The organism is Chryseobacterium sp. JAH (assembly GCF_001507335.1).
Taxonomy (GTDB): Bacteria; Bacteroidota; Bacteroidia; order Flavobacteriales; family Weeksellaceae; genus Chryseobacterium.
Map to the genome: position 1 here is coordinate 32,674 of NZ_LMAH01000005.1, position 24,699 is coordinate 57,372.

Here is a 24,699-nt window from a genome sequence, read left to right on the forward strand (position 1 = left end):
ATTATTAGTTTTTTACTTCTTCTTTTTCGGGAAAGGAACAACCGCCCCATAACCTGTTGGTACTATTTCATTTTTACGCATCCAGTCAATCGCTTTGAAAAAGCGTTCTCTTGCAATCTTTAACTTTCGTTCAGACCAGTTTTCTCTTGATTCATAAACGATTTCCTCATCTGATGGATTTGCATTCCCATTAAGAATTAAATTGTTCCATCCTGCGTAAGTGGTGGCAATAATTTCTGAGACTTCTAAATCAAACTTTAAAAACAAGGCAATTAAATCATCCAACTGTTTATTTTTTTCATCTGAAAGTGCAGACTGAAATTTGTCAATAGCCTTATCTGAATTTTTTGCCGAAGAGTAGGAATAGCCAATTTCTTTCTTTTGTATGGCAAAATAATTGGCCATTTTTGCACGGTGTTCTATTTTCTTCAGGTGCGGATAATCATCCGGACCTGCGGCATCTTTTACAGGTTTTCTGCCCAATGGAATCTGCAAATGGTACTCAACTAAATGTGCAATTTTTTCGCATTTGATGTGACTTAAGTTATCAATTGATGCGGGATTTTCTTCGTGAATCTTAATTACTTTGGCTATCAAGCCTGCGTGAATGTCTGCCGATATTTTTGCAACCGGAGTTTCTATTTTAGCCACAACTAAAGGTTGAGTCACTTTCTTCTTGCTTGGTTTAGCCGTTACTTTATTCTGCTCCGCTTTTATCCGCTCCAGTAACACACTTGCAGGTTCATAATCTGCAGCTTGTTTGCATTCTGCCAATTGCTGTGCGGTTAGCAAATTACCTTCAAATGATTTTTTAAGAATACTTTGGCGCAAGGCTTCTGCTTTTACTAAACTTTCTTTGATGTTTTGTTCTATGGAATCACAAACGGATAAACGGGATTCGATTTGTTTGACGATTTCTTTTTGTTCTAATATTGAAGGTATTGGAATTGGCATTTCTTTTAATTCTTCCATACCAACCATATTGGGCATTGCACTTCCCAATGCTTTCGAGAATATTAATCTTTGAAAACTTTCAGACCTAAACAGAATAAGGAAATATTTTTTAAGAATTACCTCTTCGTCTAAATCAACTTTAAGTAATGCTTGGTTAATAACACCTACTTCAGCATCCTCAGGAAGTAAACATATTCTTCCTAATGTTGCACCAGAACAACTTATTATTAAATCACCCGCTCCAACTGCAAATGCTTTTAATTCTTCAAATTTTTCAGGTGTAATGAAATATCTATGTCTATATGGGTCGTCATTTATTGCGTGTCCTTGTTCATAAACAACTGTTCCGCTTTCAACAAAAAAATCCTTTTTTAAAGCACTTCCAAATGGTCCACGTTTAAGTGCATATTTTCTATTTGAAGTTAAAGTTTTCCAAGGTAAACTCAACCAACTATTCGGTGTAGTAAAGTTTAATTGCTCTAATTTGTAATTTGGAAAATAATCTCCTTTAGAAATTAGTTTTTCTTTTATTGCAGTAACTTTTTTGTTTTTGAGTTCCTGTAAAAAATCATCCATATTATATGAATTTTTTTCTCTCCAACCTTTCGTCATCTCCCCCTCAAAAGCCTTTTTCAAAACCGATTGCCTGTAAATTTTTAATTGCTGTTGTGCTTTTTTTAAATCGGCAACACCGGCATCTAAACTGCTAAATAAACTTTCTAATTTTTTAACAATGGCTCGTTGTTCGGGAAGGGGTGGTAAAGGAAACTTAAAATTTGAAAAATCTTTAGCAGATAAATTTGGCTGAGCAGTACCATTATTAAATTCATTTATAAAAAGCTTGATACTAAAAGAACTCAAATAATATAATAAATACTTTTCTTCAACAGATTTAAGGCGTCTGACGATGACTAAAGATGATGCAATGGCTCCGTCAATATCTAAATCATATATTGCCAATTTGCCCAAGCTTCCCCTGATACAGAATAAAATATCTCCTTGTTTAAGAAAACCTCCTTTTAATAAATCAAACCGTTCTTGACTTATAAAATTCAAAGAGCTCTTTTCAAGCTTATTACTATCATTTATGTTCCCTGCACTTACAAATGGAAGACCATTTGAAACATAATGCGTTCTTGAAGGATAATTCTTACCTCTATCGCCATTTATTATCTTTGAAATATCCTTTATTGTACATTCTATCCAATCTTCTCTCATTACGCAGCTAAAGCTTCATTTAATTCATTAATAATACTGTCCATTTCATTACCAAATAATTGGTACATTTTTCCTCTTCCGCCTTTGCTGTCAAACGGGTTATAATCTAAATCATCCAGCTCAATATGGTACGAACTTACAATGTGGTCTTTTATCATTCGCAGCCATTCCATTTGCTCGGTGCTAAAGCGGTTGTGCTGTCCGGCATTTTGTGCAAATATCCAACGTTTAAAATTCTCGTCAATGGTTTTGTCAAAAGGTTTCAGTTCTTCATCTATGCCACACACTTTTCTAATCAAAGAAACCAATGCCGTCAGTTCATCTTTCGGGCAGTCGCTTTTCACTTCTTCTATACCCGCATAAGCATTCCAAACGTGAGCCGGAGCCAACAGCGGTTTTTCCAGTTTCAGTTTATCCATTACTTCTTTTATCATTTTAAAAGTAATGTTGCGGCGGTTGTAAGGCTGGTCGTAGAAAATACTCAGTGCCTGTATCTCGTCTTTATTGGCTTTCAGGTATTCGCTGAAATCATTAATCAAGGCTTTGGCTTTGTCCACCGATTCGGTGTCCCATTCTGCTTTGGTTACTTCATCCAAATTTATATGGTCGATAATCTGGTCGTGCTGTTTGCGCACATTATCGATATGGTCGTTTAGTTTGCCATTAAAAGTGAGTGAAGCTGTTTTCAGTAAAGTTTCCTGAGCTTCTGCTCTGGCTTCTGCTTCTTTTGCAGGTGTACGTTCATCAATCGGGATTTGTGCAATCATTGCGTTTGCTTTATCGGCAATCACATCGGCATCAAAAGCTTCAATCAGTTCGCGGGTCATCTGTTTTAAGCTTTTGCCTTTTGCGAGTTCCTGTATTTTTTCTTTTTCGGCATCAGTCAACTGCTTTTCCAAACGGATGAGTCGGTTAGCCAAAGAAAGATACACATCTTCTTCCTGCACACCCATTGTTACGGCTTGCAACAAATCTTTTAACGGAATGGTTGGTGCACGTTCCAGCGGACGGCTGTCGGTCTTTTTAGATTTTGTGGCACCTACTGCATCTACAATCACGAAATGTGTTTTAGCATCGGCAGTTTTGGTGACAAGTTTTAATTTATCGGCAGAAATGGTTCGGGTACCACGTCCTTTCATTTGTTCAAAATAATTGATGCTTCTCACATCCCGCATAAACAGCAACACCTCCAAAGGTTTCACATCGGTTCCGGTCGCAATCATATCTACCGTAACGGCAATACGTGGATAATAGTCGTTTCTAAAACGGTTTAGCACCGATTTTGGGTCTTCTTCTATTTTATACGTTACCTTTTTACAGAAATCATTGCCTTCGTCAAATATTTCTCTGATGATATTGATGATGTCATCGGCGTGGCTGTCGGTTTTGGCAAAGACTAAAGTTTTAGGCACTTCATATTCACCATTTTCATCAAAACGATTTGGGAAAATATCTTTTCGCAACGCTTCTTTATAAGCCGTAATAATCGTTCTGATTTGGCTGATGTTAACCACTTTTTTATCTAAATCATTTCGCAGATAAGCGGTATCTTCATCTTCCTGTTGCCAGCGTTTGGCTCTGGAAAGTTTATCTCTTCTGTCCACAAACCAGCCTTTCTCTATCAAAGCTCCTTTGGTGGAAATATCGGTTTCTATTAAATAAACATCGTAAGGAACGTTCACGCCGTCAATCACCGATTCTTCGTATGTATATTGGCTGACAACATTTTCATTAAAGAAACCAAAGGTTCTTTTATCGGGCGTTGCAGTTAAGCCCACCAAAAAAGCATCGTAATAATCTAACACCTGTTTCCAAAGGTTATAAATAGAACGGTGACATTCATCAATAATAATAAAATCAAACTGCTCAATAGGAACTTTTGAATTGTAGGCAACCGGAATGGCATCTTTTTTTGCCAACTGTTTTTCTATCCACGATGAATTTTCATTGGGATTGATTACATCTTCATCCTCATCCATTTCTTCGCCCTGCAAAATAGAATACATCCGCTGAATAGTAGAAATACAAACTTGACTTTCATCGGCGATATAGCTCGACGTCAATCTTTGTACGTTATACAATTCTGTAAACTTGCGGTTATCATCCTGTGGTTGATACGCTCTGAACTCCTGTTCGGCTTGTTCCCCTAAGTTTTTGGTATCTACTAAAAACAGAATACGTTTAGCCTTTGCAAATTTAAGTAAGCGGTAGATAAAAGTAGCTGCTGTAAAAGTTTTACCCGCACCCGTTGCCATTTGGATTAATGCTTTTGGTCGGTTGCCTTTAAAAGATTTCTCCAAATTATTAATGGCAATAATCTGCGCCGGACGCAAATTCGTTTCATCCAACACGGGGTAATCAGCAAACCTTCCTCTTAAACTTTTTTCACGTTTTGACCATTCCAACAAAGTCTCCGGCTTATGAAAACTAAAAACATTTCTGCCACGAGGTTTTGGATCGGTATAATCGGTAAATCGGGTAACAACGCCCGTACTTTCGTAAATGTATTTTAATCCTTCTGTATTTTTAAAAAACTTAAGATCAGCAGTTGCATATTCTTTTGACTGTTCTTCAACAACTGTAAGGCGATGACCTTCATCTTCCTTTTTAGCTTCTATTAGTCCCAAAGGTTTTTGATTCACAAAAAGTACATAATCTGCAGGACCAACGCTGGTTTGGTATTCGCGAATGGCCACACCCAATCCTACACTGAAATCAATATTGTTTTTCGATTGCACGTGCCAACCTGCCAAACGCAGCATGTCATCAATTTGGTCGCGGGCTTTTTGTTCTGGATTTTGGTTAAGGTTAGTCAATGATAGTCAGTTTTTTTCAAATATAACCAAAAAAACTATTTTCACAATTACGGGAAACAGCATTTATCCTAAAAATCAGATATTTTATAGATTGCTTTTAGTAAATTTTTTACAATGTAATCTGCAAAATTTACAATGATTGACCATCTAGTTTTGATTTATACTGATCATCTACTATTAATTTTTTGATGTTTGAAAAATTCGTTATATCATTGAAAAGTTGATGGTCGTTTAAAACTGAAATTATATGCTCACGAAAAATTGAAAACAGGTGGTCATTGTCACCGATTTCCCCAGTAAACCGAATGAAATTGAAACTGTAAAAATGTTGGTTATCAGTATTTTAAATAAAATAAATAGGATAATAAATGATAGAAAGGTCAATGTTCAAAATATATATCCACGAATTACACTAGTAATCAGTACCTTATTTGTACCTTTAAGTTATAACTAGTTGGTTTTCAATGACTTTTATTTTTGAAGAAGTGAAGTAAATTGGATTAGCAAAAATAGCTAAATATCATAAAGCCGCCTTAGATTTCATTTTAAGGCGGCTTTTTTTTGTTTCTGTACAGCTGGTGTTTTAGATGTCTTTGCAACCTATTTATACTGCGTTTTATTTGGGTTTTTAAACATGATCATTCTTTGGCACTGGAAATCTCTAATGATCTTTGCATATAAAAAAAGTAGACTTAAAACAGAGCTTACTTTTTGTTTTATATTTTTTATGACTGTACATAATACTTTTTCTTCAGCCAGAGACTGGTTTTTACTAACAGTATCAGAACAGGAACTTCAACCAAGGGGCCAATAACCCCTACAAACGCTTGTGCAGAGTTGACGCCGAATACAGCGATCGAAACGGCTATTGCGAGTTCAAAATTATTTCCCGTGGCTGTAAATGCAATGGAGGCATTTTTGTCGTAAGGAACTTTCAAAGACCTGTTGATGAAGAAACTCACAAAGAACATCAGTGTAAAATATACAACCAGTGGTATTGCAATTTTTAACACATCCATTGGCAATTCTATTATTTTTTCACCTTTAAGGCTGAACATGAGAACAATGGTAAATAACAGTGCGTACAATGTTATGGGCGATATTGCTGGTATAAATTTTCTATTGTACCATTCAATGCCTTTCGATTTAACCAAAAAGTATCTGCTCAGGAATCCCGCAAGAAATGGGATGCCCAAATAAATGAGAACACTCTGAGTAACCTCTTTCATCGATACATTCACGTTGAAATTGCCGAATCCTAATTTTTCAGGTAAAAAATTAATGAATAACCAGACGAAAAAACTATAAGTGAATATCTGGAAAATACTGTTCAAAGCCACCAGTAGAGCGGCATACTCTCTGTTTCCTTTGGCAAGATCATTCCAAACGATGACCATTGCAATACATCTTGCCAAACCGATAAGGATGAGCCCTGTCATATAATCCGGTTCATTGTTTAAAAAAACAATGGCCAGTATAAACATCAGGATAGGACCGATGATCCAGTTCAATATCAGGGATATGGTGATTACTTTTTTATCTTTTAATGCAATAGGTAATAGGGAGTAATCTACCTTTGCGAGAGGAGGGTACATCATCAGGATTAATCCGGTTGCTAAAGGAATGTTGGTTGTCCCAACGGAAAACGAATTGGTGATCGTTGAAATGTCAGGAAATATATTTCCTAAACCTACTCCGATTGTCATGGCAAGAAATATCCATAACGTTAAGTATCTGTCGAGAAATTTTAATTTTGGCTGCATACTGTTCTAATGTATTCCTGTTGTTGTACTTCTTCTTTCCATGATGATCGTGTCACGCCAAGTGTCTCTTAGCTTTCCGATTTTTTCTCGGTAACCAATTATTCTAAAGCCCAGGCTTTTATGAAGAGCCACTGTTGCTTCATTTTCAGGGAACATCCCGCTTTGCAATGTCCATATTCCATGAGCTTCGCTCTGTTCTATCAGTTTTGACATCAGAGCTTTGCCGATTCCTTTTCCTTTATGATCGTTGGCAATATAAATGCTCAGTTCGGCAACACCGCCATAGACACATCGATCACTTACCGCTGAGAGCGCAGCCCATCCAACAACAGTGTCGTTACTCACAGCAGCCAATCGGCTGTGACTTAATTTACCTTTGTCCCAATCTTCCCAAGACGGAACGGTTGTCTCAAAGGTTGCATGACCTGTTTCAAGTCCTTGCCTGTATATGTTTGCTATTTCTGTAAAATGATTCTTTTCTATTGATATTATTTTCATTCTATTTGTTTATCTGTGAAAAAATATAAAACATCTCTGTAGCAATCTGAAGGCTCCTCTCTGCATAAACTTCTGTTTGTTCCGGTGTGTTGTCCGAAGATTTAGGATCATCATACTTGATAGGAAATCTCGCTTCCGCTCCTATAACTAAAGGGCAGCCTTTATCAGCATTGTTACAGGTCACGATTGCAGCAAATTCATTTTTGGGGTTAAATTCATGGCTGTATTCTTTTGAAAAACAGATGACGGGAGATTCGTTCTGCGCATACTTTAAAGCATAGATAGGATTATCATTATCGCTTAACATCTGAATTTCAAACCCTTGATTATCTAATGTTTCCGCTACTTTTGGATACATTGCGGTCGCTTCCGTACCTCCCGAATAGCAGAATAAGTTCTTAATGCCAAAATGAAAGGCCATAGTCTGTGCCCAGATCTGGGAGAGGTGGCTTCTTCTGCTGTTATGGGTACAGATAAAGTTCAGTCGAATCGTTTGCTCCTTATCCATTTTATTTTTTATGTACTCTATTAATGGTTTTAAAACCATTTTTCTTTCTTCTGCAACAGAGCGCAGCGAAATAGCTTCAATGGTCTTTAAAATGGTTGGATTCATTTTTATGTATTTTATTAGTACTGATATCAGGGATGGTATTTCACTTTAATCTTTATTAAATGGTATTTAAAATATAAGTAGGGCTAAAATTTAACTTGATCAGAAATGTCATTTTTTCTTTTGAAGCTGCAGAATACAAAATTCTGTATGGTTTCAAAAGGTGTTTTGTGATTAACAGAAAAACATTCGATTCTTTCAAAATCGTTCTTAAACCGATCTGTCATTGTTTCTTGCGAATACTGTTTAATATCGATACCGCTGCATTTTTGTGGTCCCTGCTCGGAAAAAGTACCGATCACCAGAATTCCGTTTTGGGAGATTGCTTTTCCTGCGGTTTCCAGATAATGGTCGACATCATTTTCTGCGGTCAAAAAATGAAAGGCCGCTCTGTCATGCCAAACATCATACTGTCGTGTGGGGCTGAAGTCCAAAATATCAGTGATAATCCACTGTATTTTGTCGGCTTTGCTGCCAAGCCTTGCTTTGGCCCGTTCTATGGCTTTAGGGGAAATGTCAAGCACAGTAATATCTTCATATCCCAGCTCCAGCAAATGGTCGACAAAAAAACTATCCCCACCGCCAACGTCAATGATTCTTGAGGACTTTGCCAGCTCGAGCTGACGGATAAATTGTAAAGATGTCTCAGGATTGGGCTGATACCAGCTTACCGTTTCCAAGGGTTTGGTGAGGTAGATGTTTTCCCAATGCAATCTTTTTTCTTCTCCTTCCATACGTAAAATTAGTTTAGCAGCAACCTCCCCCCGGTGTGCATGTATTAGCAGTAATTTCCGCCAAATTCTTTTTGGGCTTTTCCGAAGGAACTCCACAAGCATTCTGGGCCAGACAGGTAGTGGTTTTACTTTTCAGAACAAAAACTTTCCCATTGAACTCTAGATCATATTTACCGATGGTATTACTTTGATATTCCACTTCGATCTCATTATTTTCAATTCCTAATTTTTCTTCAGAAAGTTGAATAATACGGAGGAGTTTTCCGGGTTTCAATCTGTGCTCGTAGTCATCGGCATTCCATAATTGGAAATTGACCACCGATTCGTCACGAATCACTCCACCACAATCGATAAATCTTTTATTAATCTGTCCAACTTCTGTCACGTGGAAATGTTCAGGAACAAAAGTGCCATCTTCCAATTGAAATTCAACATTCTCTAATGTTGGTAAAATCTCTTTTATTTGTTCAAGTGTCATATTATTTTATTTAAATTGTTTTATTTTAAACAAAGATGTTTACAGATTGATTATCTAAATTGTATTAATGCAATATTGCGATATTTTAGATAAAAAAATGCATCAGCAACATTTCTGATCGGAAACGGTATCGATAATCTTTGAAAAGTAATCTTTCAGGATCTCAAAAGTATTGTCATCGATGCAATAACACACCGAATTTCCTTCAATGCTACCCTTTATCAAACCGGCATTTTTCAGTTCTTTTAAATGTTGTGAGATCGTAGGCTGTGCCAAGGGCAATTCATTGACGATGTCTCCCGTGATACAGGTATTTACCTTGAGAAGGTATTCTATAATAGCCACTCTGGCAGGGTGTCCCAAGGCTTTTGATATCACTGCTATTTTATTTTGTTGATCCGTAAAATGATCTGTCTTTGTAGCTCCCATATTTATTTAATATTGCAATATTACGATATTAATTATCATCTGAAAAATTAATGCGTGAAAAATTTTAAAATCTATTAATCCATGTAAACTCATCGCATAGTTTGAAATAATGAACCAAAGCATATTTCTTTCTAATTCCTTTCTTCTAAGTATTTAACCCAAAAACTTACCAAAACTGTATACTGAAAACCTACACTTAGGTGATGTCGTTCTGGATGAGAATGCGTCTATACCTATTGTGATGACCGCACCTTAATAGTTAGTAGAAAAAAAGAAGACAGTCGAGAGGTTTTAACGCTATTTCATGAATGCAGGTGAGCATTAATTGGCGCAATGCACAATGGTAAAAGTACTCCAAAGGCTGAGGTGAAGAAGATTCTGAAATCATTTTTACCTCTAGATAAAGTACCAATAAAGAACAAATCTATGGTGGTTTAATCTTCAGTTTTGACTGTGTTGAATTTTTTCAAAATATTCTAATGCGAAGATGAACTTAATGTGCGTGGTTGAACGTTCATATGAAGGTATTGATTTTAAGAACTGAAATCTCAATGGGCACGCCCAATAGAAGGAATTCTCCAGTGAAAGCTTGGGGATTTTTTTTGTTTACAAATGAAGCAATTTAATTTTTTTTCTTCAGTGATGGTGGGGTGGTTTTTCAATTAAGTAATTGAAAATGAGGCTATTATTTTTGTTTTTCACTTCAGAAGAGTTGGGCAGGTAACTGCAGGATAGCAGAACTTTATGATAAGTATACTTTTATAAAAATTAAAATATGAGAAATATCATGTCTTTACGATTTAACTTTTCTTACGCTTTTAATTTGAAAGAAAGTATAAAAGTAAATAATTAATAATCACCAAATAGAGAATGAAGAAATCGATAGTAGCTTTAGGTATTTTGTTTAGTACCACAGGTTTTATTTTCGCTCAGGAAAAAGATAGTTTATCAAATCCTATAAACAAAACAAAGGATATTGAGGAAGTAGTCGTTATCGCTTATGGTACGCAAAAAAAAGGTGAGGTTACTGGTTCTGTAGGAAAAGTGAATGTGGCAAGTTTTAAAGATCGTCCCATTGCGCGAGTTGACCAGGCATTAACCGGTCAGATTGCAGGTGTTAAAACGCGTGCTACTTCAGGAAAACCGGGAGAGCCATTGGAAATCAGAGTACGTGGTTCAGCTTCTATATCCGCAAGCAATTCTCCTCTTTATGTAGTAGACGGAATGGTGGTGGATGATATGGCCAACGTTTCTCCGGATGATGTGCAATCGATTGAAGTCTTAAAAGATGCCGCTTCAACGGCCATGTACGGATCAAGAGGATCTAATGGAATTGTTATTATAACGACAAAAAAAGGAGCATCAGGAAAACCGTCATTTTCATTTTCTCAATATTACGGTGTTCAAACCATCGAGAAAAAGCTCGATATCATGACCAGTGCAGAGTGGATTGATTATGCAACCGAGTCAATAAATAAAAGATGGGTTGCGTTGGCTCCCGGTAATTCAGCATCAGACAGTTACGCTGTTAGAGCCAATTATTTTAATTTAGCAAATACAACCAATTACAATTTGGCTAATGTTCAATATATGGTTGATCCTCGATGGGGAACCAATCAGGTGGCGAACATCGATTGGCAAGATGCTTTCTACCGTCCGGCTGCTATTCAAAATTATCAGTTATCAGTACGAGGCGGAAGTCCGAATGTAAAATATGCAATTTCGGCCGCGTATTTTGATCAGGAAGGTATGGCGTTGAATACGGGTTTTAACAGATTTAATTTAAGTGCGGTTATTGATGTAAATATTTCTGATAAATGGAAAGCTGGAATTGCGCTACGACCAAGTTACTCACAAAGCTATGGAGCTGCAGTGGACGGAAAAGACAATGAAGCTCACAAAATGCTTTCAATGGTTCCTGTGGCAGAATTATCGGCTGGTCTTTATACCAATTTTTGGAAAAATGACAGGTATCGATGGGCGAGTTCTTCACAAAGCCCAATAGGTGTTTTAGAAAACACAACGAATGATACCAACGAATTCAGACTATTGTCTAGTATGTACATGTCGTATGATATTTTACCTGAATTGAATTTTAAAATTTCCGGAGGTGCTACCAATAATTTTAACATCAATACCGGTTATATTCCAACCTTTAATTTAATTACCAATATTCCGGGACAGGTAAGTATTGCCAGTAGAAGAACAGTTAATTATAGCCGATATTTAGGAGAGGCTTTACTTAATTATAAAAAGACTTTTGGAAGTCATAGTATTGCTGCTCTTGCAGGTTATAGTGCAGAAAATTATAGAACGACAAGTCAGTATAACCGAAACAAAGGTTTTCCTAATGATGATTTGAAAACATTTAATTTCACTCAGTCTGCATCGGTACTAAATTCAGAATATACAGCTTCAGAACGAATGCTGATCTCATTATTTGGCCGTATAAACTATGACTACCAAAAGAAATATATGTTATTTGCAAGTATACGAAGAGACGGCTCTTCCAGATTTGGATGGGATAATCTTTATGGAACGTTTGCAGCATTTGGTGGTGCATGGAAAATGGATCAAGAAGAATTTTTAAAGGATAAAACCTGGCTAAGCAACTTAAAACTAAGATACAGCTGGGGTGAAAACGGAAACGAGAACATCGGAGATTACCGAGCTTTTGGAACATTAGCCGGAGGTAATTATTCTTTTGGCGGAGGATTGTCAAACGGTTTAATACCTAATACGATTAGCAATCCCAATTTAACCTGGGAGAAAACACAGTCTTCAGATTTTGGTATTGAACTGGGCTTGTTTAATAGGATTGATCTTACAGCAGATTATTATATCAAAAAAACCAATGATCTTCTTTTACAGCAGCCAATTCCTTATGCGTCAGGGTATAATATCATGTGGAAGAATGTTGGTTCGGTTCAGAATAAAGGTTTGGAATTCGATCTTAGTACAAAAAATTTAACGGGAGCTTTTAAATGGAATACCTCGGCGAATATTGCATTCAATAATAATAAAGTTTTGCAGTTGGGAAGTGATAATGCACCTATCTATACAGGTTTTAGCAGCAGTACTAATATTATTAAAGTAGGAGAGGAGCTCAATTCATTTTATTTATATGAAGCGATAGGTGTTTTGTCAACAGCAGATATTAACAATACGGGTGTTGCGAAAACAAATGGAGCTATTGCTGGAGACGTTAAATATAAAGATGTAAATGGAGATGGTAAAATCACAGAAGATGACCGTCATATTATAGGAAGTCCGACTCCTGATTATTACTGGGGCTTTACCAATACATTCTCTTACAAAGGATTTGACCTCTCGGTATTTTTCCAGGGTCAAAAGGGAGGATATAGTTATGCCTTACTTGGACGTGCCATTGATCGCACCGGAATGGGAACTACAACGAATGTAATGGGTAACTGGGCAAATCGCTGGCGTTCTGATGCTGATCCAGGAGACGGAAAAACCCCAAGGTTAGACGGTACCACAGGAAGTCTTCTTGATACAAGATGGCTATATGATGCCACTTACATTCAGCTTAAAAATATTACATTAGGATATAATTTTGAGCAGGAATTAGTCAGTAAATTAAAAATTTCCAATTTGAGAGTGTATGTCAGTTTAGAAAATGTCTGGCGAAAAGACCATTATTATGGTGGCTACAACCCAGAATCTGTGCAGTCAGACGGTACCGATTACGGAGCATATCCTAACGCAAAGGTTTATATGATGGGCTTAAACTTTAACTTCTAAATTTAATAAAAAATGAAAATCAATAAAATAAATACATCCCTTTTGCAAATGAAGTCTCTAACTAAAGCATTGATTTGTGGAACCATGATGTTGGGAATGCTCAGCTGCGAAGATGATTTGATGCTGGAGCCTGAAAATAATATTACCCAAAACTCTTTTTACACAACCGAATTGCAAATACAGCAGGCTTTGTCAGGAGTATATTCTGCAATGGTGAATGCTTCATCAAGAGGCGGTTATGATGTTAATTTTTATTTGTTAGCATCAGAAGTTCGATCTAATAATTTTAACGCAATTTCTCAAAACGGGAACAGAGATTATTATGCAATCAATCGTTTTCAGGATACGTCTTCTACCGAAGAAATGGAGATTCTTTGGGAAGATGCCTATCAGCAGATTTCTTATGCCAATATGCTTTTATCAAGAATAGATGCAGTTCCCTTTTCCGACCCGGCGATGAGAGAGCAATACCGATCTGAAGCCCGCTTCCTAAGATCATATGCGTATTTTGAATTGATGCGCAGTTTCGGCAAAGTTCCGTTAATCGATCATCCGGTAAGTCCGGAAGAAGCAGCTGCTATACCAAGAACTGATTTGGCAACGCTTTACAATTTCATCACTTCAGAAATTGAGGCATCCATAGCTGGATTGAAAGATGTCTACAATGCAGCAAATAAAGGAAGGATAACAAAATCAGCAGCTCATGCCATGTTAGGCAGAATCTATCTTACAGGTTCCGGTTTTCCGCTCAACAACAGTTCGTATGCAGCAAAAGCAAAAGACCATCTGTTTGCAGTCATTCAGGGAGAAGGTCAGTTTGTGACCTTTGCGCCTAATTATGCAGATTTATTTAAAAGTGCCAACGATAACAAATACCATATTTTTGAAATTCAGCATATCAGTGGCGGTTTGTCTCAGGGTTCTTATTTGCCAAGTTATGTTTCACCAAACTTTGGGAGTGCTGATCCTTATTATAATCCGCAAGGCAGTTTATATAGCTCAGCCGAATTGGGAGTTTCGCAGTCTTTGATTGATACTTACGAGCCTGGAGACCTAAGACTTCCATTAACGATTAAGACAAGTTTTATTGCAACAAACGGACAACCTGATCAAGCTAAATTTTTTGTGAAATTTCGTGAAAAAGGAATTGTTTTGACCAACCGTTACGACTGGCCCATTAACTTCCCGGTTATAAGATATGAAGATGTTCTTCTGATGTATGCTGAGGTTTTAAATAATCAAGGAGCTACAAGTACTGCGGTTCCGTATTTAAACAGAATCCGTCAGAGAGCTGGTCTTACGCCTGTTTCTGCTTCGATATCAGCTGCTGATTTCACTACGGCACTACGCAAAGAAAGAAGAGTGGAATTTGCCGGTGAAGGTGTGTATTGGCATGATTTAGTTCGTTGGAATACAGGTGTGACAGTGATCAATCAGGCTGCCGCAGCTTTAAACTATAATTTTACCATTACAACAAACGATTATCTGTATCAGGTACCACTATCTCAAATTCAGGTGGCAGGATATGATCAGAATCCTTAAATAATTTTTAAATTTAAATATGAAAACCGTAAGCATATGTTTACGGTTTTTTGTATAACTCAATCATTCTAAATTGATTAGCTTTGTGTAAATAACCAAAAAACAAATTAAAATGAAAAATCTAAAGGTTCTATTCAGTAGTGTTTTTTTTATGGTCAGTATTTTCTGCTATTCTCAAAACGACGAAAAGGCAATTCAGGCCCAGGTTTCACAAATGGTTTCCGATTGGAATACCCATGAATTTAAAAATATGGATTCTTATATGACCGATGATGTAGAATGGGTCAACATCGTCGGAATGTGGTGGAAAGGAAGAAATGAAGTGAAAGCTGCCCATCAGGGGAATTTTGATGCATTCTTTAAAGGTGTTCCGTTTACTCAGAAGAGTTTAAAAATCCGTTTTCTGACCAAGGATGTGGCTGTTGCGATATTGATCTCCGGTGTTGGAGAATTCTTTCCGCCTGACGGTATCGACCACGGAAATAACAGAATGCCTGCAAGTGACGATATTCTGACTTTAGTCTTTGTTAAAAAGAATGGAAAGTGGCTCATCTCATCCGGACAGAACACCGTAGTTGACGCCCGTGCTGCGGGAAATAATCCTTCAAAAAAATAATATCTTCAATCTTATTTAATTCAATTCTTAATCTCCTTTAAATAAGAAATAGTTAAATTGTATACTCAAACCCTATCAAAAAATTAGAATGAAGAAAGCGAGTGCAGCAATTATAGGAATTGTAAGTTTCATTATGTTTTCCTGTAATGAGAAGAATGACAAGAAACCAGAGACAAAAAAGTCAGGAAAAGAAGCAATGCTGTTTTCAAAAGGAGACAAAGTTCCGAACAACAAATTTGTAGGAAATGTTTATCAGGCAATTTTAAGCGATGAAGGAACACGCGTAAGTAATGTGACTTTTGAGGCTAAGGGACGTACAAATTGGCATAATCATCCGGGCGGACAAACACTTTTGGTGACCGATGGAGTAGGATATCATCAGGAAGAAGGAAAACCTGTTCAGAAAATTAAAAAAGGAGATGTCATAAAAGTGGGTAAAAATATCAAACACTGGCATGGTGGAAGCGAAAATCAGTCGATGACGCATATTGCGGTGAGCATTGATCATGAGAAAAATCCGTCACAATGGTTTGAGCCAGTTACAGACGAACAGTTTACCAAAGAAATCTCTAAAAAATAGATTGAATATTTACCGATATAAACGACTGCGCCCAAGCTAAAAGCTTGGGCGCAGTCTATTGCAAAATTTAATTCTTCTTAAACATAATCTCGTCCAGTCGGGTCTGGTTGAGATAGATCTGCTGAAATTCAATCGGCATGTACTGATACAGGAGATTCCATTGTTGGCTGTCAGTATGCTTTTTAAGGCTACCAAATGACCTGATAAATAGATTTTCAATGATGTGTTTCACATTAAAAGTTCCATTTTTATACAGCCATTCCATCATTTTGATGTTTCTGTTGACGATGTTGATTTTAGATTCCTGTAAAAGAACTTTTAAGTAATCAACCGTCGACTGAATAATGGCCGGAAAGTTATTTTGTGCAGAAAGCTGCGAAATTTCGTTCTGAATTGATGGATAAAATATTTTCAAATGCTCGATTGCCTGAGTTTCATTAATAGTATCCGCTTCAAAATTCTTCATTGTTAAAATATTTTTTTTGAACATTCTATGAGTAACTAAAAGTGTACCAATTTAGAGAAACGCAGCTAAAATAAAAACTGCAATAATTATGGCGATATGGGTAGCGAGGATTTCCGCATTATGCTTAGCAGTCGATGTTTTCAAGTTTTTCCAATCGGATATTTTTCTGATTCTTGTTTTCATAAATTTAAAATTTAGGTTCATTTTGTAATAAGATGTGCGAATTATGTAATGAAAGTTGTGTTCATAACTTTTTTAGATAGGTCTGAAATAAACCCATACAGCAAGAGCTACAACAGCCAATATGAGAAGGAAATAAGATTTTAGCCATTTTGGAGTTTTTGGTCCTCTGCTTTTCAATCTTCTGAGGGTGTCGATTCTATTTAAAGTTTTTAAATCCATTCTTGTAGGTTTTGAAAGTAGGATACCAATCATATTCCTTTTATGTGGTTTTTGTTTATGTTGCTGTAAATCAATATATTGAAGTGCGGAGGCAAGAATGGAATGATTTCAAAATGATACTGTTTTTATCAAAATGAAAGGTATTAGATTGTTTGATTTAATTAATATATTTGCAGTCCACAAAAAATAAACGATGTTTTCAAAAATTGCAGTACACAGAGTAGGAAATAAAATCAACGGAGAATCTCTTTTGCTTTCTCAGGAAGAACTTGAGCTGGACGAAGGAACCGCAGAATTATTGGAGAATTATTTTTTAGGTTCATTCAAAACCGAAGAGACATACCAGTTTTACAGTGATTCTTATTTGGTCAATAATCCCGTATTTAGTTCTGTGTCAGAAATTTTTGAAGACAAAGCCAAATTCCTTTGGGAATCTGAAAATCTTGCCAAACATCTTTTTGAAGCTGCCGAAAATCCTAGAGTTCAAGGTGGTGAATTGTTTGTTGTTTATTTTGAAGACGACAGAGAAGGTGACGATAAAGTGGATAAAATCGGGATCTTTAAAACCGAAAAAAGAGAATCTTTCCTAAAGATTTTCCCTAAAAATGAATCATTCGAAATAGATAAAGACCAGGGAATAAGCCTTTCAAAAATCGATAAAGCAGCGTTGATTTACAACAGCAGTAAAGAAAGCGGTTACGTACTTTCTGTAGTTGATAATAACAAAAATGGCGACATGTATTACTGGTTTGAAGATTTCCTTAAAGTGAAGCAGCGTGATGATGAATATTTTCACACACAAGAGGCGTTGATGGTTTATAAAGACTATATCATCAAACAGCTTCCGCAGGAATTTGAGGTTTCAAAGGCAGACCAGGCAGATTTTTTGAATCAGTCGATTAATTTCTTTAAAGAAAAAGAAGAATTTAAGCTGGATGATTTTGCAGCTGAGGTTTTGAAAGATGAGCATGTCATTGAAAGTTTTAATAATTATAAGACCGATTACGAACAGGAAATGCAAATCAATATTGCAGAAGAATTTCCTATCAGTGAAGCAGCGGTGAAAAAAACGCAGAGACATTTTAAAAGCATTATTAAATTAGATAAAAACTTCCATATTTACATTCACGGAGACCGGAAAATGCTGGAGCAGGGTCAGGATGAAAAAGGAAAATATTATATGCTTTACTTTGATAAAGAAGTTTAAAAAGATAGTAATTTAATGCTGTAAGATGCAGAGTATTATGCATATCGCAGAATTTTTTAGGTAAAATTAACTGTTATACTCTGATAATCAAATACTCATGTTAATTTAATACTAAAAAATAATAATTTTTATTAATAATCAGTACAAATTTCAACTTGGGTACCATAAAGTGTTTATCAGGAAGTAAAAATGTTTAACTTTGATTCTTTAAGTGTTATTTATGAATTTTGTTGAATGTCATGACGAGCCCATACATATTCCGGGTTACATACAAAGTTTTGGTTATCTGATTGGCATCAATTCAGAATCTCATACTATTTCTTTTTTCAGTGAAAATATTACAGATATTTTTACTGTTGAAAATTCTGAAGTTTTTTTTGGAAAGAAAATGACAGATTTCCCAGATCTTTTTAAAAGTGTCATGGCTTCTGATATTTTTGAATCCCTGGAAAATCTGACTCGAAGAGATAACGAAACTTACTTCGACAAAATTTTTATTGGTGAACAACAGTATCATTTTTCGGTTTTCCGTAGTCAGAATCATATTTTTCTTGAATTTGAAGCACTTTTAGAAAATCCTAACAAAAGAATTACCAACAAATACGATAATTTCTACATCATTGATAATGCTCAGGAAATTTGGGATCAACTCTTAAGTACGCTTTTCAATATCATCAACTATGACCGTATCATGGTGTATAAATTCATGGAAGACGGTTCAGGAAAGGTGATTGCCGAAAAAGCAAACAGCAACTTAGAAAGTTATTTAGGGCTTTATTATCCTGAATCTGATATTCCGAGACAGGCACGTGAACTCTATAAAAAGAAAAGAAAACGAATATTCAGTGATGTTTACGCAGAACCGGTAAAGGTAATGAGCAAAACAATCGATACGATTGATCTTACGTTTTCATCATTACGTGCGATGTCTCCTATTCATGGGCAGTATGTCAAAAACTCAGGAGCGTCTTCAAGTTTTAGTGTATCGATTATTATTGATGACAAACTTTGGGGGCTCGTAACCTGTCAGAATTCAGAAGCAAAGCATATCGATCTCGAAGATCGCGTACAGGCGGGAATTTTCACCGTTTTGGCCTCTAATGCCTACTCATCTTTTAAGTCAAAGAGAGAATTAGAATACCGTATGGACTTAAGCTTAAAAGCCTCAAAGCTAAAGTCTGAATTTTTAAAGTACAATACCTTATTTGATTCACTTGTAGAAAGTAAATCTGAGATCAAAAATCTACCTGAAGCTGATGGTTTGGCAATTGTTTCAGAAAATTATGTGGTGACTGAGGGTGTCACGCCGGATCGTAATATTATCCATAAAATTGTAGACTGGGCGTATAAAAACACCGATGAGACCGTATATATAAACCGCAGTTTTCTTAGAGATTTTGGAGGTGAGTTGGGGCTTGATGAAACCGCAGGCGGAATCGTTATTTATTTTGTTGAAAAAAATAAAAACGAATTACTCATTTGGTTCCGAAAAGAATTTGATGATCACATCAATTGGGCAGGAAATCCTGAAAAGAAAATCGGAGTATTTTCTCAAAACGGAGAAGAGCGTAATATTATTTCGCCAAGAACGTCTTTTGAAATCTTTAAAGAAGAAATCAAAGGACAATCAAGAAGATGGAGCAGCAGAAACGAAATCGCTATCCAGGCAATTCGCGATGTGATTTTAGAAGCTTCTCACAGACAATACGTCACCATCAAAAGACTCAATGAACAGCTTAAAAAAGTTAATGAAGAATTAGACAGTTTTTCATACACCATTTCGCATGATTTGGGAACTCCGCTGACGGTGATGAAACTGAACGCTCAGATGCTGCTGAAAAGTCTTTCTGATCTTTCTGATAAAAACAAGCATAAAATAAGTTCTATCATCGACGAAATCGACAATATGGCGGAAATGATGCACGATGTTCTGCAGTTGAGTAGAGCTAAGCACAGCGAAATAGAACTCGAAAATATAGAAACTCAACATACAATAGAGAAGATTACTGAAAATGCAAAGTTGACATTTGACAGTCCTGGAAGTGTGGTGGTCATTAAAGATTGTCCGAGCGTTCTGGCCGACAAAACTTTATTACATCAAGTGTTTTTAAACATCATCAACAATGCGATCAAGTATTCATCAAAACAAGATTTTCCTGAGGTTCTCATAGAAGGTATGGAAGATGGAGAAAATATTGTCTACAGGATAACAGATAACGGTATAGGAATTCCTGAATCTGAAAAACATAGAATGTTTAAGATCTTTAACAGGATGGATAATGCCAGAAAATTTAAAGGAAATGGAATAGGTTTATCAATTGTTCACCGAATTATGAACAGGATTGGCGGAAATGTCGATTATGAAAGCAGCAATAATGGAACTTGTTTTATTTTAACGTTTCAAAACCCTAAATTTGTGAAACAACTTTAAATTAAAAAAAATGGTATCTGAATTTCTAAAACAAAACACAGCAGAGTTTCATGATGAAGCCGAAAAACTATTTAATTCAGATAAAATTTTCAGCAAAACTTTCACTGTAGAAGATTATAAAAAAATCATCAATACGAATTATTTGATGTTGCTTCACAGTGAAAACAAAATATTCAGCAGTCTTTCTGATAGATTTGCGGAAAAACTTCACTTAGACCAAAGAGTAAAGCTTCCTTTAATTGAAAAAGATCTTGCAAGTTTAGCGATAGAAAATCAAACGGCAAGTCATCACCTTGAATTTGCTAATGAAAATGAAGCTTTGGGAGCGATGTACGTGATTGAAGGTTCTACTTTGGGTGGAAATGTTATTGCGAAGCAGCTTTCGAAGACTGAGGGTTTTGATGATGTAACGTTTAATTTCTTTGGATGTTATAAAGAAAATACGGGATCGATGTGGAAGAACTTTAAAGAAGTTTTGGATTCTGAGGTAAGCAGAGAAAACTATAACGAAGTATTGTCAGGAGCCAAAAAGTTATATGCATTTTTACTAAACGTTAATTAATTTACTTAAATAATAATTAAAATTCCCGAAAGATTGCTCAATTTTTCGGGAATTTGTACATTTGGGAAGCAAAAATTTAACGAACAAAATAATAATAAAAAAGCAAGATTATGAAACTGTAAAGTTCCATAATACCATTAAAAACAATAAATAAAAATATTATGAAAGTAACCGTAGTAGGTGCAGGTGCTGTAGGAGCAAGTTGTGCAGAATACATCGCAATGAAAGACTTCTGTTCAGAGGTAGTTTTAGTAGATATCAAAGAAGGTTTTGCTGAAGGAAAAGCAATGGACTTGATGCAGACTGCATCTCTGAACGGATTTGATACAAAAATTACAGGTACAACAGGAGATTACACCAAAACAGCTGGTTCTCATGTAGCAGTTATCACCTCTGGTATCCCAAGAAAACCGGGAATGACAAGAGAAGAATTAATAGGTATCAACGCGGGAATCGTAAAAGAAGTTACTGAAAATTTAGTAAAAAATTCTCCTGAAGTAATCATCATCGTGGTTTCTAACCCAATGGATACAATGGCTTATTTGGTTCACAAAACTTCAGGTCTTCCTAAGCACAAGATCATCGGTATGGGTGGTGCTTTAGATTCTGCAAGATTCAAATACAGATTGGCTGAAGCTTTAGAAGCTCCAATCTCTGACGTAGACGGAATGGTAATCGCTGCTCACAGTGATACAGGAATGCTTCCTCTATTGAGCAAAGCAACAAGAAACGGAGTTCCGGTAACTGAGTTTTTAGACGATGCTAAACAAAAATATGTAATCGAAGAAACTAAAGTAGGTGGAGCAACATTAACTAAATTGTTAGGTACTTCAGCTTGGTATGCACCGGGTGCAGCAGTTTCTGTAATGGTTCAGGCAATTGCTTGTGATCAGAAAAAAATGATCCCTTGTTCATTAATGCTTGACGGAGAATATGGCGAAAGCGATATCTGTCTTGGTGTTCCTGCAATTATCGGGAAAAACGGTGTTGAAAGCATCGTGAACATTTCTTTAACTGAAGAAGAGAAAGCTAAATTTGCTGAAGCTGCACAAGCAGTAAGAGAAGTAAATGGTGATTTGAAGTTTTAATTTATTAAACTTTATATAAAAACAGCGCACCTTTTGGTGCGCTGTTTTTGTTTATTACCGTCTTAATAGGTGCGTTTGTAATTTTTTTTGTATTTGGTGATTAGAACAAGAACAAGGTTCTACAGTCTTTTATCAAAATGGTCGGGCTTTAACCCGACCACAATTAAAGATTTCAAATTTGGCTTTAGCCAAAACTTATTTTAAGATCGATGAAAATCATGATGATTAAGAAAGCCATAAAAGTTCTCGATACGCTCCGCTACTCGAACTGACGATGTGGTAGAGTTTTTCCGTAAAAAAAAACTACTTCACAACTGTCGCCTCCATTTCCACTTTCAGCGTTTCAAACAAAGTTTTAACTTCGATTACGGTACTTGCCTGCTGAATTCCATGCTTTGTGATCCAACTTTGCCAGATATCAAAATTTTCAAAAAATGCCGGGTGATCTGTTGTATAAACATTTAACCGAACAATGTTTTTCAATTCAAATTCAGCCTGTAGAATTACTTTTTCCAGATTTTCAAATGTCTTACTGATCTGCGTTCTCATATCGTCATCGCTGGTAATTCCGTTGTCATCGATGGCGGTTTGCCCGGAAACATACAATGTGCTCTGAACATTTTTAACTTCTACGGCCTGTGCATAGTTTCTGTCGTCCTGCCAAGTCCACGGGTTGATGATTCTTTTTTCCATGTTGAAATATTTTAATTAAATTATGGAACAAAGTTCGGCAGAACTGAAAATTTTATACTGTGACCTGCGTCACAATTATTTTGATTCCAGAAAAAAGCGGCTCAGAGTTTCGCGCGAAAGACCAAGGTAAGCGGCCAAAGTGATTTTAGGTATTCTCTGCAGAAGGGAAGGGTAGTATTTCAGAAACTGTTCGTACCGTTCTTTTGCACTCATCGTCATCAGTGAAAGAATTCTTCTTTGATTTGAAATGTGTCCCCCAATGGCTTTTTTCAGAAAAAAATCGGTCATTTTGGGAACTTCAGTCAGGAGTTGCTGATAATTATTAAAAGAAAGTTTTAAAACAACAGTATCTTCCAGACATTGCAGGGACTGAGTTGCTTTGGTTTGGGTATAGAATGCTGCATAATCGCTTTCCCACCAATCTTCCATGGAAAACGAAATGATGTGTTCTTTAGCTTCAGCATCGGTATAAAAAAGTTTTAGAAGACCTGAAACAATGAAATAGACATGGTCAACCTGATCATTTTCGTTAATAATCATTTCACGTTTTTTAAAATGTTGCTCTGTGAAAAATGATTCAACAACCGAAAACTCTTCGTCGGTTAAAGAGATTGTTTTGTTGATATGGTTTTTGAGGACATTCATTTAGTTTGATTTAATAATCAGTTCCGCCGATTATTTGTAGAGTTCGAGATTAAGAAAATTGTTATTTTTTTCTAACTTCTTCTTTGCCAATATTCTTTCATTTTTTCGGTATTCATTCAAATCCAATTCTTTGCCGTCAACATCATAAATATTAAATCCGGTAATATCAGGATTCATCAGAGCAAACTGTTCATCATAAAAACTTGAAGGAATTATACGGGGTTAATGAAGATAAATTTTAATTGGTAAATTTTATTTGGTTATTGATATTATTAAAAGTCCAAGTTTTTGTTGAAAAATTACCGAGGTTCCCATTAAAATCGTAAGATCGAGATTCGTAGGATTTGTAGTTGTTTACAGATAATGATCTGTTGAATATTTCATCAAAAAGCATTAATTTCTTTGTAGGATTCGGAGAGTTATCATAATCTTTAAAAGTTTGTAAAGTTCGGTATTTACTAGAATTATCTACCTGCCAAGTTTGGGTGTTTTGATTGTAGAGAAAAGGTCTGCTCACAATACTGTCTACATTTCCTGCTGAATTATAATAGTACTTCGTATCTGATACAGGAAATATTCTTTTGTGAAGAGAATTCACAATTCTGTCATTGTTGTAAAAATAATCTATCGTATCATTGGTGTAGGTATCAATTTTTATCTTTCTTGTAATTTTACCATTTTCTGTTTTAAAAATAGTTCTTAAAACATCAACATTATAGGGTGAGGGCATTTTCACTCTAAGCAATATTTCATTATTTCCGTATGTAATTTCTTCAGTGTAATCCGTAGTTAAAATGTAATTGAAGCCTGTTGATCCTGATAATGGAAGCAGTCCTCCTATACGCTTTTTTGGTCGGTTTTGATTATCATATTCAATTTGAACAACACCGTTATTGTTGCCTGCCATCACTCCGCTAGGATAGTGCATATACATGAAATGATAGGCTTCAAATTTTACAAAATTCTGTTGCGGATTTTCTTGTGCAACTTCTTCAATAGAGTCATCTGTATGACAGCTGTTTCCAAATAATGACAAAATAATTAAAAGTAAAATATGTCTGCATCTATTAGTTTTCAAGGTCAATTTTGCTGTAAAAATACATTAAATTTAAAACTAATGAAAGTGATTTTTTTCAGCTCGAGATTTATGAATTACTTCTGATCGATCACTGTAAGAATTGTAATAACAGAATATATAATTA

23 protein-coding genes are annotated in these 24,699 nt (G+C 35.8%); 8 read left to right on the plus strand and 15 right to left on the minus strand.

What is annotated here, in order from left to right:
* Positions 1–12: 12 nt before the first annotated feature.
* The 8 genes from AR685_RS11810 to AR685_RS11845 all read right to left on the minus strand — a co-directional run bounded on the left by AR685_RS11810 (position 13) and on the right by AR685_RS11845 (position 9,500).
* Complete coding sequence (locus tag AR685_RS11810; RefSeq protein WP_059124697.1) at positions 13–2,172, minus strand: restriction endonuclease subunit S; 2,160 nt, start codon at positions 2,170–2,172, stop codon at positions 13–15.
* Positions 2,172–4,988 (minus strand): type I restriction-modification enzyme R subunit C-terminal domain-containing protein, encoded by a 2,817-nt coding sequence (locus tag AR685_RS11815; RefSeq protein WP_228376434.1) that lies wholly within the window; start codon positions 4,986–4,988, stop codon positions 2,172–2,174. The genes AR685_RS11810 and AR685_RS11815 overlap by 1 nt, the downstream gene beginning before the upstream one ends.
* A 725-nt stretch (positions 4,989–5,713) precedes the next feature.
* On the minus strand, positions 5,714–6,751 hold the full coding sequence (gene arsB, locus AR685_RS11820; RefSeq protein ID WP_059124698.1) for an ACR3 family arsenite efflux transporter: 1,038 nt from the start codon (positions 6,749–6,751) through the stop codon (positions 5,714–5,716).
* 6 nt (positions 6,752–6,757) lie between these two features.
* Positions 6,758–7,249, minus strand: a complete 492-nt coding sequence (locus tag AR685_RS11825) for a GNAT family N-acetyltransferase (protein WP_047445472.1) — start codon at positions 7,247–7,249, stop codon at positions 6,758–6,760.
* 1 nt (position 7,250) lies between these two features.
* A complete protein-coding gene (locus AR685_RS11830) occupies positions 7,251–7,862 on the minus strand; it encodes a low molecular weight phosphatase family protein (protein WP_047445474.1) in 612 nt (203 codons plus the stop codon).
* An 83-nt stretch (positions 7,863–7,945) separates the two neighbouring features.
* Entirely contained in the window at positions 7,946–8,593 is a 648-nt protein-coding gene (locus AR685_RS11835) for a class I SAM-dependent methyltransferase (protein ID WP_059124699.1), read from the minus strand.
* A gap of 13 nt (positions 8,594–8,606) precedes the next feature.
* A complete protein-coding gene (locus tag AR685_RS11840) occupies positions 8,607–9,071 on the minus strand; it encodes a DUF6428 family protein (protein ID WP_047445478.1) in 465 nt (154 codons plus the stop codon).
* 102 nt (positions 9,072–9,173) lie between these two features.
* On the minus strand, positions 9,174–9,500 hold the full coding sequence (locus AR685_RS11845) for an ArsR/SmtB family transcription factor (protein WP_047445479.1): 327 nt from the start codon (positions 9,498–9,500) through the stop codon (positions 9,174–9,176).
* Between the two features lie 870 nt (positions 9,501–10,370).
* Here AR685_RS11845 and AR685_RS11850 point away from each other — a divergent pair.
* The 4 genes from AR685_RS11850 (at position 10,371) to AR685_RS11865 (ending at position 16,003) form a co-directional block, all read left to right on the plus strand.
* Positions 10,371–13,265 (plus strand): SusC/RagA family TonB-linked outer membrane protein, encoded by a 2,895-nt coding sequence (locus AR685_RS11850; protein WP_059124700.1) that lies wholly within the window; start codon positions 10,371–10,373, stop codon positions 13,263–13,265.
* Positions 13,266–13,277: 12 nt separating this feature from the next.
* Positions 13,278–14,807, plus strand: a complete 1,530-nt coding sequence (locus AR685_RS11855; protein ID WP_082671930.1) for a RagB/SusD family nutrient uptake outer membrane protein — start codon at positions 13,278–13,280, stop codon at positions 14,805–14,807.
* Positions 14,808–14,919: 112 nt separating this feature from the next.
* Positions 14,920–15,423: an SgcJ/EcaC family oxidoreductase gene (locus tag AR685_RS11860; protein WP_059124702.1), complete on the plus strand. Its 504-nt coding sequence runs from the start codon at positions 14,920–14,922 to the stop codon at positions 15,421–15,423.
* 88 nt (positions 15,424–15,511) lie between these two features.
* Complete coding sequence (locus AR685_RS11865; RefSeq protein WP_059124703.1) at positions 15,512–16,003, plus strand: cupin domain-containing protein; 492 nt, start codon at positions 15,512–15,514, stop codon at positions 16,001–16,003.
* Positions 16,004–16,070: 67 nt separating this feature from the next.
* Here the strand turns inward: AR685_RS11865 and AR685_RS11870 are convergent, their stop codons facing one another.
* From AR685_RS11870 to AR685_RS11875, 3 genes are all read right to left on the minus strand, one after another.
* Complete coding sequence (locus AR685_RS11870) at positions 16,071–16,469, minus strand: hypothetical protein (RefSeq protein WP_047445875.1); 399 nt, start codon at positions 16,467–16,469, stop codon at positions 16,071–16,073.
* Between the two features lie 51 nt (positions 16,470–16,520).
* Positions 16,521–16,652, minus strand: coding sequence for a hypothetical protein (locus AR685_RS18335; RefSeq protein ID WP_262483879.1), 132 nt, complete (start codon positions 16,650–16,652; stop codon positions 16,521–16,523).
* Positions 16,653–16,724: 72 nt separating this feature from the next.
* Entirely contained in the window at positions 16,725–16,904 is a 180-nt protein-coding gene (locus tag AR685_RS11875) for a hypothetical protein (RefSeq protein ID WP_059124704.1), read from the minus strand.
* Positions 16,905–17,064: 160 nt separating this feature from the next.
* Between AR685_RS11875 and AR685_RS11880 the strand changes: the two genes are divergently transcribed.
* The 4 genes from AR685_RS11880 to AR685_RS11895 all read left to right on the plus strand — a co-directional run bounded on the left by AR685_RS11880 (position 17,065) and on the right by AR685_RS11895 (position 22,159).
* Positions 17,065–18,078 carry a nucleoid-associated protein gene (locus tag AR685_RS11880; RefSeq protein ID WP_047445487.1) on the plus strand — a complete coding sequence of 338 codons (1,014 nt, stop codon included), beginning with the start codon at positions 17,065–17,067 and terminating at the stop codon, positions 18,076–18,078.
* 220 nt (positions 18,079–18,298) lie between these two features.
* Entirely contained in the window at positions 18,299–20,509 is a 2,211-nt protein-coding gene (locus AR685_RS11885; RefSeq protein ID WP_047445490.1) for an ATP-binding protein, read from the plus strand.
* 10 nt (positions 20,510–20,519) lie between these two features.
* Positions 20,520–21,071, plus strand: a complete 552-nt coding sequence (locus AR685_RS11890) for a biliverdin-producing heme oxygenase (RefSeq protein ID WP_059124705.1) — start codon at positions 20,520–20,522, stop codon at positions 21,069–21,071.
* A 161-nt stretch (positions 21,072–21,232) separates the two neighbouring features.
* Positions 21,233–22,159 carry a malate dehydrogenase gene (locus AR685_RS11895; RefSeq protein WP_047445495.1) on the plus strand — a complete coding sequence of 309 codons (927 nt, stop codon included), beginning with the start codon at positions 21,233–21,235 and terminating at the stop codon, positions 22,157–22,159.
* 303 nt (positions 22,160–22,462) lie between these two features.
* On the opposite strand, the gene AR685_RS11900 is transcribed toward AR685_RS11895, so the two are convergent.
* From AR685_RS11900 to AR685_RS11910, 4 genes are all read right to left on the minus strand, one after another.
* Positions 22,463–22,852, minus strand: coding sequence for a RidA family protein (locus AR685_RS11900; RefSeq protein WP_047445497.1), 390 nt, complete (start codon positions 22,850–22,852; stop codon positions 22,463–22,465).
* A gap of 75 nt (positions 22,853–22,927) precedes the next feature.
* Positions 22,928–23,497 (minus strand): Crp/Fnr family transcriptional regulator, encoded by a 570-nt coding sequence (locus AR685_RS11905; RefSeq protein ID WP_059124706.1) that lies wholly within the window; start codon positions 23,495–23,497, stop codon positions 22,928–22,930.
* A 30-nt stretch (positions 23,498–23,527) separates the two neighbouring features.
* A complete protein-coding gene (locus tag AR685_RS18140) occupies positions 23,528–23,674 on the minus strand; it encodes a hypothetical protein (RefSeq protein WP_165592813.1) in 147 nt (48 codons plus the stop codon).
* A gap of 61 nt (positions 23,675–23,735) precedes the next feature.
* A complete protein-coding gene (locus tag AR685_RS11910; RefSeq protein ID WP_131777621.1) occupies positions 23,736–24,575 on the minus strand; it encodes a hypothetical protein in 840 nt (279 codons plus the stop codon).
* Between the last annotated feature and the right edge of the window lie 124 nt (positions 24,576–24,699).